At 59.6% G+C, this 11,978-nt stretch carries 12 protein-coding genes; 5 read left to right on the top strand and 7 right to left on the bottom strand.

Annotation, left to right across the window (positions count from 1 at the left end; translation table 11 throughout):
* Positions 1–113: 113 nt before the first annotated feature.
* Entirely contained in the window at positions 114–1,628 is a 1,515-nt protein-coding gene (locus tag FHX06_RS14370) for an FAD-dependent oxidoreductase (RefSeq protein ID WP_183879774.1), read from the bottom strand.
* Positions 1,629–1,678: 50 nt separating this feature from the next.
* On the opposite strand from FHX06_RS14370, the gene FHX06_RS14365 reads away from it, so the two are divergent.
* Complete coding sequence (locus tag FHX06_RS14365; RefSeq protein ID WP_112546286.1) at positions 1,679–2,164, top strand: MarR family winged helix-turn-helix transcriptional regulator; 486 nt, start codon at positions 1,679–1,681, stop codon at positions 2,162–2,164.
* Positions 2,165–2,218: 54 nt separating this feature from the next.
* Here the strand turns inward: FHX06_RS14365 and FHX06_RS14360 are convergent, their stop codons facing one another.
* From FHX06_RS14360 to FHX06_RS14335, 6 genes are all read right to left on the bottom strand, one after another.
* Positions 2,219–2,992, bottom strand: a complete 774-nt coding sequence (locus FHX06_RS14360) for an SDR family NAD(P)-dependent oxidoreductase (RefSeq protein WP_112546285.1) — start codon at positions 2,990–2,992, stop codon at positions 2,219–2,221.
* Between the two features lie 11 nt (positions 2,993–3,003).
* A complete protein-coding gene (locus FHX06_RS14355) occupies positions 3,004–3,729 on the bottom strand; it encodes an SDR family oxidoreductase (RefSeq protein ID WP_112546284.1) in 726 nt (241 codons plus the stop codon).
* 24 nt (positions 3,730–3,753) lie between these two features.
* Positions 3,754–5,028, bottom strand: coding sequence for a D-tagatose-bisphosphate aldolase, class II, non-catalytic subunit (locus tag FHX06_RS14350; RefSeq protein ID WP_183879771.1), 1,275 nt, complete (start codon positions 5,026–5,028; stop codon positions 3,754–3,756).
* Entirely contained in the window at positions 5,028–6,005 is a 978-nt protein-coding gene (locus FHX06_RS14345; RefSeq protein WP_183879769.1) for a sugar kinase, read from the bottom strand. Before FHX06_RS14345 ends, FHX06_RS14350 begins: the two co-directional genes overlap by 1 nt.
* Before the next feature lie 26 nt (positions 6,006–6,031).
* Positions 6,032–7,246, bottom strand: a complete 1,215-nt coding sequence (locus FHX06_RS14340) for an ROK family transcriptional regulator (RefSeq protein ID WP_112969180.1) — start codon at positions 7,244–7,246, stop codon at positions 6,032–6,034.
* A gap of 64 nt (positions 7,247–7,310) precedes the next feature.
* Positions 7,311–8,195: a sugar phosphate isomerase/epimerase family protein gene (locus FHX06_RS14335; protein ID WP_112546281.1), complete on the bottom strand. Its 885-nt coding sequence runs from the start codon at positions 8,193–8,195 to the stop codon at positions 7,311–7,313.
* Between the two features lie 295 nt (positions 8,196–8,490).
* Between FHX06_RS14335 and FHX06_RS14330 the strand changes: the two genes are divergently transcribed.
* The 4 genes from FHX06_RS14330 (at position 8,491) to FHX06_RS14315 (ending at position 11,950) form a co-directional block, all read left to right on the top strand.
* Positions 8,491–9,924, top strand: coding sequence for an extracellular solute-binding protein (locus FHX06_RS14330; protein ID WP_112546280.1), 1,434 nt, complete (start codon positions 8,491–8,493; stop codon positions 9,922–9,924).
* Positions 9,925–10,022: 98 nt separating this feature from the next.
* Positions 10,023–10,898 carry a carbohydrate ABC transporter permease gene (locus FHX06_RS14325; protein WP_112546353.1) on the top strand — a complete coding sequence of 292 codons (876 nt, stop codon included), beginning with the start codon at positions 10,023–10,025 and terminating at the stop codon, positions 10,896–10,898.
* A gap of 4 nt (positions 10,899–10,902) precedes the next feature.
* Complete coding sequence (locus tag FHX06_RS14320; RefSeq protein ID WP_112546279.1) at positions 10,903–11,739, top strand: carbohydrate ABC transporter permease; 837 nt, start codon at positions 10,903–10,905, stop codon at positions 11,737–11,739.
* Positions 11,740–11,743: 4 nt separating this feature from the next.
* Complete coding sequence (locus tag FHX06_RS14315; protein WP_112546278.1) at positions 11,744–11,950, top strand: DUF2160 family membrane protein; 207 nt, start codon at positions 11,744–11,746, stop codon at positions 11,948–11,950.
* The last annotated feature ends 28 nt before the right edge of the window (positions 11,951–11,978 follow it).

Raw genomic sequence — 11,978 nt, 5'->3', positions numbered from 1 at the left:
TTACCAACGCCGCTGTCATCACAATTATAGCGGCACGTTGCTGAAAATCCTTGAAGATTCCGCGCCATAAATATTTCCGGATTCGCTGGCGGATCATATCGCGGAAGCATGTTTCAATGCGTTACCGTTGCACCTGCCTGCAATCCGACAGACCGAAGATAGGTTTCCAATGCTGCCGCTTCGGGCTGCGATACGATCGCGCCGATATAACCATCGGGACGGACAAGGATCCACTCGCCCGACGCGATATCATAGGTTTCGCGGAACCGGTTTTCGCTGTCGGTGAGATCGCCGCCTTGTCCAATCCTATGAATATGCAGGCCCTTGCGCGGCTGAATGGAAATGGCTGCCGCCTCAAATCCAAGAAGTGTCCAATGCGGGCCTTTGAAGAGCTCAAACAGCCGGGTAGCCTGACCTGCGGCACCCTTCAGCAGCGCATCGGGAGCGCGGTCCCCGGCGAGGATACGAGCCCGACGCAGCGGATCGTCAAGCGACAGGCTGGAACCGCCATAGCCGATGTCAAGCTGGTGAACCTCGCGGCCACGCCGCATCTCGCCGCGTTTTGCGTCGTCGAGCAGCCTGGTGGCGAGCCCCAGCATGTCCGCTGCGATCAGACGGCGCTCTTCCTCATAGGTGTCGAGCAGCCCCTCTGGAGCACCCGACAGGACGGCTGCCAGTTTCCAGCCAAGATTATAGGCGTCCTGAACGCTGGTGTTCAGGCCCTGGCCACCTGTCGGCGGGTGGGTATGGGCTGCGTCGCCGGCGAGAAAGACACGGCCAACGCGATAGCTGTCGGCAAGCCGGGCGTTCATATTGAATGCCGAAGCCCAGGAAACCGATTGAATATTGATATCGCTGCGGCCTGTGCGCTCAGCCGTGAGGGCCGAAAGCCCCTCGGCGGAGAGATCGATTTCACCCTCCAGGGGTATCGGCCCCTGCATCTGGAAGAGGCCTGTCTCGGCCAAGGGGCAAAAGGAGATCTGCGTTTCCATCGATCCCTCGTTGAATCGATGCCAGACGTCTCTGCTCAACCCTGTCAACGTCACATCGGCGACGATCGCGCGAACGCCGAGCGTCTTTCCCGGAAAGTCGATGGAAAGTGCGTGGCGGACGAAGCTTCGACCACCGTCGGTGCCAACGAGGTAAAGCGCCCGCACAATTTGCTGCTCCCCATCCTTGGCGATCCTTGCGGTGACACCTTGCCGGTCCTGTTCGAAGGCAATCAGTGTGCAGCCGAATTCCGGAGAATGACCGAGTTCTGCGAGGCGTTCGCGCATTGCTGACTCCGTTAGAAATTGGGGGACGAGAAGCGGCGTGCCGTAGGGCTCGGCCGGGATCGGTTCACCGACCTCGAAAAGCGCAACATCCTTCACGCTACCGTCGCCATGATATTCGCGCTGGTGCGGATAGAGGCTGCCGGAAGCGGCAATCCTGTCGACGATACCGAGATCCTCAAAGACTTCCAGGGTTCGCGGCTGGAGGCCCTTGCCGCGTGAGCCGCGAAACGGATCATCCATTTTCTCGATCAGCCGGAAGGATATGCCGCGCCGCGCCAGATCGATCGCCAGTGTCAGGCCGGCAGCGCCGGCGCCACAAATCAAAACATCGATTGCATCTTCATCTGTCATTGCCGTAGCTCCTCATTTATGTGTATTATGCACATAATAGGAGAACAGGAATGCCGTCAACAAAAAATGTGCAAAATACACACATCTCAAACTGTATCCGTGACCTTCATGGATCGCTGCTTGAAATCGTCAGCGTCATGAACCGTCCACAACGGGACGAAGCAATGGTCAGGGAGGCTGGAATCTCGCTCGACCGTGCGCTCTTTCCCCTGCTGGTGGGTATCGAGAGACTGGGGCCAATCGGCGTGGTCGAGCTGGCCGACCGTGCCGGCCGTGACTACACGACGGTCAGCCGTCAGGTCGCCAAGCTGGAGAGCCTCGGCCTGATCCAACGTCAGGCCAGCGCGACGGACCGGCGCGTCAGCGAAGCAATCGTGACCCCGCAAGGCAAATCAATGACGGATCGTGTCGATGCCGCGCGCGAGCGCATGGGGATCGAGATATTCAAGACCTGGGATCCCGATGATCTCGACAATCTGGTCCGCCTGATGCGCAAGTTCGCCGATGCCGTGAGGGACGACCCGGCTCGGAGTTGAACTTTGATGGAGTGCAGGCCCCTGCGGACACGGCGCCTGCGAACTATAGCGCATCTACCAGCAGGTGAAACCTGCGTCGACGCTGACGATTGCACCCGTCATCAGGCTTGCAGCACCGGATGCAAGGAAGAGAACAGCGCTGGCAACCTCCTCCGGCGTGCCCATTCGTCCCATCGGCGTATCGTTGAGCCAGATCGGAATCCGTTCACGATTGGCTTCGACTGCCGCAACCATCGGCGTTTCGATATAAGTCGGCGCGACGGCATTGACCCTGACGCCGTGCTGGGCCCACTCGGCGGCCATCGAGCGCGTTATGTGGTGCACAGCCGCCTTCGAAACATTATAAGGTGTCTGCGCCTGCGGCCGGTTGCAGATGATGCCCGACATCGAACCGAGATTGACGATCGCACCGCGTTTCATCGCAACCATGTGACGGCCGAAGGAACGCGAGCACCAGAAGACGCCATTGACATTGACGTCCATCATCCGCAGCCAGTCGGCGTCGGTGACGTCCTCCGACGGGATGCCGTTCTTGCCGATCCCTGCATTGTTCACCAGGATCGATGCCGGCCGGCCACCATCGGCAAGCTCATTGGCAATGGCCTCCATGCGCGCGGAATCAGTGACGTCACCCAACCGTAACTCGATGTCATATCCCTTGCCCCGAAGCGCCAGCGCTTCCTCTGCGTCGGCTTCGTTACGCTCGATCACGATGACGGCGGCACCAGCCTCGGCGAGCGCATGGGCGCAGCAAAGTCCAATGGCGCGTCCGCCGCCGGTAACGACAGCCCGTTCGCCGTCGAGGCGGAATTTTTCCTGATAGCTCATAGCTCGGCTCCTCAGATGTCGAATGCGCTTGGTAGAACGACGATGTCGCGGATCGTGACGTTACGCGGACGCGTCAGCATGAACATGATGGCGTCAGCCACCTCCTTGGGTTCGATCAGGGCCCCAGCTTCCTTCGCCTTGCGGAGGTTTTCCTCCGGCCAGTCGGCAAGCAGCGCGCTGATGACAGGACCGGGCGAGACGGAGCCGACACGAATACCGCTTTTCAGAAGCTGGCGGCGCATGGTCTGGACGAAGCAATGCATCGCCCATTTCGACGGCGAATAGACCGGCTCCCAGGGAACGGGCGCATGGCCCGCGACGGAGCTTGTGACGACGATGTCGCCGGTGCCACGTTCGATCATGTGCGGAATGACGGTCCGGACATTCTTGATGACGACATTGACGTTCAGGTTCAGCATCCGGTCGATGGCATCGAGATTGGCGTCCGCGAGGTCACCGCCGATATAGGTGCCAGCATTGGCATGAAAGATATCGAGCTGGCTTACCTTGGACAGCACGCGATCGAGAAGCCCGGCGCATGCCTCGGGATCCAGGAGATCCAAAGCGAGAGGTATCGCCTGTGCACCGAGGCGCTCGCAGGCAGACTTCAACGCTTTCTCGTCACGGTCAACAAGAACGACCGTGGCACCCGCCGCGATCATCGCCTCCGTCGACGCCATACCGATACCGGAGGCCGCGCCCGTGATCGCAGCAACCTTCCCTTTCAACTCGTTCATTCCTTCCTCCTCTGTTGGGCGGCCTCATCTCGCTCCGCCGCATGCTGCATGATATTCGGCAAGGCTTTTCGTCACCCGCCAGACCAAAACCTCTTCCGGATCGAGTGGCGCATCGGAAAACAGTGCGGCTGCCGGCATGTGCTGCCAGAAAAGCGGAAGTGGCACGGCTTTCCCTGCAAGCGCACCGTAAAGGCGCGCGACCGCGGATTGAGCCGGCTCAGACGTCCAATAGTATCGGATGCGATCAGACAGCGAGTAATGACGAAGCCAGCGCTGCTCGTCCTCCGTACCATGATAGTGACGGCTCCAGTTTTCCGGATGCGTCAGCATCAAAGCCTCCATCGCAGCGTATAGCGGACGTTCGCCATAATCAGACACGAGGGCGGATGCGATCAGATCCAGCCCGTAGAGGGCCTCGCGCAGGACAAAGGTCAGTTCCGGTCCAACCTTGAGGATCGGAAAACCGTCTTCGACGAGTGCAGTCAGCGGACGAGTGCCCTGATAATCGGTGGAATGCGCTTCGAACACGAATTGTGGCTCGTCCTCGAGCACCTGCTTCAACGCGTCGATCCTGCCGCGATCATAGCTGATGACATTATGGTTGCCGAACTCGACGCCCGGCTGCACCACGAGGCCGATGGCACGCGCAAACGCCTCAGCAAGGCCGGCCTGTGCGAAGATACGACGATGGATATCGATCGTCCGTCTGGCGGCCGAAGCCTCGGTCGGCTCGATCGTGGTCAGCGTGTGATCGGCACCACCGGGAGGAGGAACCTCCGTGCCGATTACATAGACCGGCATGGCGCCTCCTGCCCGCCTTGCCGCGGTCTCCGCGACGGCGGCAAGCCGTGCAGCGCGATAGGCGGTCGTCTCGTCGTCCAATGCGGCGGGTTCGCCCAGGCAGCCCATCGACGCGTCCAAATGGATCTTGCGGAAGCCGGCATCAATATAGGCCGCGACCATCCTCTCGGCTTCCACCATGGCCTCTTCGGCCGCACGATCCCGCCAGGGATTTGGCCCGAGATGATCGCCTCCCAGCACGATGAGATTTTCTGGGCACCCCTCCTCTTTGGCGACGCGCAGGACGAGGGCCGCAAAGTCCTCAGGGGTCATGCCTGTATAGCCGCCCAGGTGGTTGACCTGGTTGCAGGTGGCCTCGATCAGAACCGTGCTCGAATGATCCCGCCCATGACGCAACGCCGCTCTCAAGACGATCGGATGGGCCGAGCAGACAGAGGTAATACCAAGGGGACGACCCTCAGCCCTGAGCGTGGCCAGTTGATTGAGCGCAATCTGCATCAGGAACGCCTTTCCGTTGAGGCGATGAACGCGTCGAGCTCCTGACGTGTGCCGGCACCTTCCATCGGGCCACGGATCGCAACATTACGCGCACCTGCAGCCGAACCATATGTGAGAGCCTCGCCTGGAGACATTCCGAGCCGCCGGCAGGTGAGGTAAGCGCCGCCGAAGCAATCGCCGGCGCCGGTCGGATCGACCTCGTCGACGAGGAACGCAGGGGCATCGATACGGCCTCCATCCTTGCCGAAATAGGTCGCGCCTTCGGCACCACGCTTCAGCACGATCTCCTTCACGCCAATTTCGAAAAGGCGTTGGATCGCTTCGGCTTCGCCTGATACACCTGCCGCCCTCTCAAGCTCCTCACCCGACGGCAAGAGAAGATCGGCGGCAGCGACGAGCCGGGAAAATCGGCGCTCGGTGTCCTCATCGAGCTGCAATTCCTTGCGGATGTTCGGATCGACCGACAGCGTACCGCCCCGCGCCTTGACGATGTCGACCGCCTTGTCGATCACCTCCCGAGCACTCCGGACGGAAAGTGCCGAACCCATCACGTGAAGATGCCCGCTGCGGCTGATGAGATCGCTGACATCCTGAGACCAGCCGAAGCGTGCGGCCGCGGACCTTGCGATATTATAGACGAAGTCGCGGGAACCGTCGTTGCGGTAGCGGACGAAGGCGCTTCCCGTCGGATAGTCAGGATCGATGGCAATGGTAGAGACATCGACGCCGTCACGCCTGAGGCGGTCAACGTTGACACGACCGAAATCGTCATTGCCGACGGCTCCCACCATCGCCGCCGAGCCGCCGAGCCGGCCGCATTGCGAGATGAAGATCGCCGGCGCCCCGCTGGCGAACGGGCCGACAAGAGACTGAGCCTCAAGGAATCCGTCTCCGACGGTCGTGGCGACGATCTCCACGAGGATCTCACCGACGCAAACCGTGGGACCAAGACTGTCCGGAGCCAGCACTGAAGTCATTGCAATCCTGCTTTCGATAGGTGTCGCTAAGTCGCTGTTGATCGTTGTAAGGCACCGTCTTCACCGCCGAATTCCTCGTTTTCGAGAGAGAGGAAGCGCTGGTGCAGCATGCACGCCGCGCCGAAGGCGGACCCGAATTCCGCATCGTCATCAACGACGATCTCGGGTGTCGGAAAAGGAATGTTCTGGCCCTCCGCCATGTGGACCGCCACACGGGCAGCCACCATCGGATAGAGCGAGGCCACGGAGCCGCCGAGGACAATCCGGACCGGATCGAGCAGACGGCAGGCCTGCAGCAACGCATAGGCAAGATGCCGCGACCACATCTCCGCTATGTTCACCGCGTCCGGGACACGGTCGCGAACGTCGGTGAGGAAATCCTGCAGATCGACGTCGGTACGGCCGGTCGCTTCCCGGTACTGCCGGATCAGCACCTCGCGGCCGATCAGCTGCTCGAATTTCTGTCCGCCGCTTCCCGGTACGAGGGTATGGCCGATTTCGCCCGCAAGGCCATGACCGCCACGAAACAGCTTCCCGTCGATCATGATCCCTCCACCGACGCCGGTCTCCATGAGCAGGAAGAGCGTCACCCCGGAAATGCCGCGACGATAGCTGTCACCGATGGCGAAGGCGTTGGCATCGTTCTCCACCGCAATCGGCACCTCGGCCGGAAAGGCGCTGCGGCCGATCTCCTTCAATGGCACCTCTCGCCAGCCGATGATCGGCGCAAGCGTGACAATTCCTTCCGGCCGGATATGCGCCGGCGCGGATATGCCCAGCCCCCTGCAGCGCTCGACCATTTCTGTCGACATGGCGTTCATGAGCAGTTCGACGCCCCGCGCCACAGCTTCCTCCACGGTCGAGGACTGCGCCTGGAAGGCCAGCCTGCGACAGGCACGGACGTCTGCCGAAAGATCCACGACGACAGCAGATATGTGCTCGACGCCAAGCTCGAGCCCGGCGAAGAATGCCGCATCCGGCACCAGTTCGAGCATGATCCCCGGCCGGCCGGCGCGCGATTGCTCCGAACGCTGCTTGCTGCTCTCCTCCGACTCCTGGACCAAGCCGCTTTCCGTCAACTCGGCAACGATCTCGCCCGACGACGAGCGGTTCATTCCAAGCTTCCGCGCCAGATCGGCCCGACTTAGGCGGCGATGGCCGTAGATCGTCTGCAGGGCAGCGACGATGTTGTTCTGCCTGATCCTGCGCGGCGAGCTTCCGATGGAGACGGTGTCGTTCATCTTCATTTCTCTTCAAATCGACTGCTCCAGCCTACACTTTCGAAGCAGATCGGCAGAAGGATTATCAAGGGCGCGCGTTCGTGACGCGGCGGCGTTTCGCTTCTTCATATTTCAACTCGATATAGCGCTTGGCATGTGCCGCCAGCGGGTCATTGTCGGTCCAGGTGTCACGCCAGATTGCGCAGGCGAGCGAAAGGCCTTCGTCGACGACGGCGGTTGAAAAGCTCTCGAACACGATGTCGCGCTTGTAGTCGATATCGAGCAACGCATCGAAGATCAGATCGAAGTTGATCACGCCGTCACCGAGATAGCCGCGGTTGCTTTCGCCGATGTGGAAGTAGCCGATCTTGTCGCCGGCGAGCCGGATCGCAGCCGCCGGATTTGCTTCTTCGATATTCATGTGGAAGGTATCGAGATGCAGGCGGACATGGTCCGATCCGGTCTCGGAAATGAACTTCAGTCCCTGGGCGGTCGTATTCAAAAGGTTCGTTTCGAAGCGGTTCACGACCTCAAGGACGAGGTCGACGCCCGCATCCCTTGCAATATCCGCAGTCGCAGCGATCGCGGCGACGCTGTTGTCCCAGCCCTTCTTCGTGGGCTGTCGATTATATTTGGTATGGGCAGAATAGAGGATGCCACCGAGCTTGTTGCCGCCGATGTCGCGCACCGCATGCACTGCATCGGCCAGCATCTGCCTACCGGCGGCGATGGCCGCCGCATCCTCGCTTGAGATATCCTTGTCGACGGGCAGGCCCATCGTCACGCCGATCTCGAGGCCGAGAGATTGCGCGAGCTTCGCCAGACGATCGAGATTGAATTTCTCCGGGCGCAGATAGGCGAATTCGATCGTGCGATATCCGTGCTCGGCCGACTTGTTAAGGGCCATTTCGAGGCCCTCCTGGGTTTGGCCGCCTGTCCATACAAATGAATGGATACCCAATCGACGCATGGCCATTTTCCTCCGCTGGATGCCTGCCTTCGCGCAACAGCTATGTTATTTAGTATGGCAAAGCAACAAATAAATTCGAGGATCGTAATTTTGCCTTTGCGAGGTAAATCATTGCGATGCAGCAATGTTATTCCTGCATCCTATCTCCATCTCTCTCTCGAAAATTACTTTCTACCGAAAACAATAACATAGCTTGCATATTTGCAGGTTTAGACAACAAATATTGCGCAGACGGCATTTTTCCTCTACACAAAGGTCCGGCGACATGATCTCGCTGCTATCTGGGAGGATTGAAATGAACTACGCTTTGAAGGCCAGCGCGCTCGCGCTGACGCTCAGTCTCGCCACCGCTGCCTCGCCGGCCTGGGCAGATTTCTGGTCCGACGCCGGCGCCAAATTCAAGGGCGTGACGCTGCACGGAGTGACCGAAAGCACGCCCCCGTCCAACTACATCAAGGATGTGCTGGCGCCGGAATTCGAGAAGAAGACGGGCATCAAGGTCGAGATCGAGACGACGTCCTGGGATCAGATGTACGACAAGGCCATCAAGGACATGGAGGCCAAGACCGGCATCTATGACATGGTCTATATCGAACAGGACATCATCTATTCGTATCTGTCCCGGGATTTCCTCGTCGACATTACGCAGACGCTGAAGGATCAGGCGGATCTGAAGGCGCCGACCTACGACGACGCAAACTTCACCAGCTTTGCCGACTACTTCAAGGACAAGAAGGGCGATCTCTTTGGCGTGCCGATGGAAGCCTTCCTGAAGACCTACCTCTATCGCAAGGACCTTTTCGACGATCCGAAGATCAAGGAAGCCTTCAAGAAGGAGACTGGCAAGGACCTGAAGCCGGCGACCACGCATGAGGACTACACGCAGATCGCCGAATTCTTCACCAAATACGGCAAGGATAACGGCATTGAGCTCTGGGGCACCACTGCGCAGGCCCATACAGGTCATGCCGCGTCCTGGTATGAATATTTCGAATCCATCGCTCCGACCTTCGGTGTCTACAACTGGGGCATCGACGCCAGCAACAACTATGCTGCAACCGTCGAACATGGCGGCGCAATGAACAGCGATAAGGCGAAAGCCGCGCTGAAATACTGGCTGCATCTGCGCGACATCGCCCCGCCGGAATCGACCCAGTCCACCTGGACGGAAACCGCCACGACCTTCGCTGCCGGCCGTGTCGCTCAGGGATTGATCTACGGTGAGAACGCCGCATGGATCGCGAGTGATCCTGCACAGTCGAAGGTCGTCGACAAAGTGGGCTTTGCCCTGCCGCCGCTGGAACCGGGCGTTCTGGAAGACGCGAAAACCGGAAAGGGCTATATCGGTTATTATGACGGCGGCGCCTTCGGCTTGCCGGTTACATCCAAGAACAAGGAAGCAGCCCTGCTCTTCCTCCAATTCATGGGTCAGAACGACGTGCAGCCCGATTGGGCGATCGCGGCACCGCGCATCACCAACAAGGCGACCTTCGACGATCCGAAGGTCAAGGCGATGGATGTCAAACTCGGCGGTTTCTACACGATGCTGAAGGATGAGGGCAAACTCTTCGCCGGCGCCCCTCCGTATCCGTTCCATGCCCAGCTGCGTGAAGCAACCCTGCCGATCTTCTTCGACATCCTGACCGGCAAGATCGCGCCCGACGAAGGGCTCGACCAGATGGCGGCCAAGACGGAAGAAGAGCTCACGTCGCTCGGCTATCGCAAATAGGTCATCCTCCCCAACTTGGCGGGTCGTCTTCGCTTGGCGACCCGCTCCTTTCTTGACTTGAGAGGCCGCCCCCGTTGGGTGCCGAAGAGGATGAGGCGATGCATTCACAAAAACTTGGATGGCTGCTGCTGTCACCGACGATCCTGATCCTTGGGCTCTTCGGCATCTTTCCTTTCATCTACGTTGTCTGGGTTTCGTTTCACCAGTGGAACCCTTTCGCGGCAAATCCGCTGATGGTCTTCAACTGGGCTTCGAACTACCGGACCCTCGTTTTCGACAAGCAGTTCCTTGCTTCGCTCGGCATCACCATCGCCTTCGTGTTCTTCGCAGTCGTTTCCGAACTGATCCTCGGATACATACTCGCGCAGGCGCTGATGAAGGACTTTCCGGGAAAAGCGTTCTTCCGCACCATCCACACCCTTCCTCTGATAATGGCGCCCATCATTGTCGGATCGGTCTGGAAGCTGATGACGACACCGTCGATCGGCATCATCCCATACCTGCTGCGAAGCTGGTTCGGTTACGATCTGAACATCGGCCAGAGTGCGCTCGCGGCATTCACTATCACCGTCATCATGGACGTCTGGCACTGGACGCCGCTGGTCACCCTGTCCCTGATTGCTGCCTTGGTCTCGCTTCCGCCAGATCCCTTCGAGCAGGCGCAGATCGATGGCGCCGGCAAGAGCCAAATCTTCTGGCATATCACGCTCCCTCTGATCCGCCCTGCCCTGCTGGCCACGGTGTTCATCAGGCTCATGGACGCGCTGCGCACGGTCGACGAAGTCCTGATGCTGACCGGAGGCGGTCCGGGGTCGTCGACGCGCTATATCGGCGTTCACATCTTCAGAGAGGTTTTTCCGAAAACGAACTACGGCTACGGCTCAGCGATCTCGGTCGTCGTGCTTTATCTCACCATCGTCGTCTGCTGGCTGCTCTATGTTGGCCTGATTGCTCCCCGCGCGAAGAAAGGCTGATGCGATGAGAAGACAGAACCCCTGGCTTTCGGTTCTCTTGTGGACGCTGATAAGCTTTGCAACTCTCTTCCCGATCTACTGGCTCTTCGTCATCTCGCTGAAGCAGCCCTTCGACCTGTTTTCCACGCCAGACGTCGTCCTTCGGAGCTTCTTCTGGAAGAACTACCAGGACGTGCTGACGAACGAGACCTTGCGGCGATACATGATCAACTCGCTGGTCATTTCGTCGGGGAACGCGATCCTGGTGACGACCCTCGGCTTTCTTGCCTGCTACGCGCTGACGCGTTTCGATCTCGCAGGCAAGGAAAGCATCTTCTTCTGGACGATCACCAACCGCATGGCGCCACCGGCGGTCTTCCTGCTGCCGCTCTTCCTGCTGCTGACGCAAGTCTACAGGATCGGCGACTTTTCGCTGGCTGATACCAGGCTCGGCATGATCCTGGTCTACTGCTCCTTCAACCTTCCCTTCGCCATCTGGACCCTGCGTCCGACCGTAGAGAGCATTCCGAAGGAACTGGACGAGGCCGCCTATATGGATGGCGCGAGCCCCTGGATGGTGCTCTACGACATCGTCTTTCCATTGGCGCGACCGGGCCTTGCAGTGACGCTCATCCTCACCTGGGTGTTCGCGTGGAACGAATATCTGCTCGCCGCAACACTCACCAACTTCAACGCCCGGACGCTGACAACCGGCCTGTCGGAATACGTGACGACGACCGGGACGGCCTGGGGCATCATGGCAGCGATCTCGATGCTGACCTTGATCCCGGCCCTCATCGTCTTCTCGGTGGTGCAGCGTCACATCGTTGCCGGCCTGACCTTCGGCGCAGTGAAAGGATAGCGGGATGGCCTCGAATTCTCGGAACAATGAAAGACAGCCAGGCTTCCTGCCGATCGAGACGAACTGGTTCGACAGGCTCTTCATTTCGGTCGTAATCTGGGTCGCTCTCTCCCTGCTCTGGATGCGGTTCATCGAACCGTTCGGGCTTTCGGTGTGGTTTGCGGCGGCAATCTCGGCCGTGCTCGGCGCCTACATCATCTGGAAGGGGTGAGCCGATGAATTATTTGCACATTACCAAG

The sequence above is a fragment of the Rhizobium sp. BK512 genome, assembly GCF_014194915.1.
Taxonomy (GTDB): Bacteria; Pseudomonadota; Alphaproteobacteria; order Rhizobiales; family Rhizobiaceae; genus Rhizobium.
This window is presented reverse-complemented; position numbering and strand designations above follow the sequence as displayed.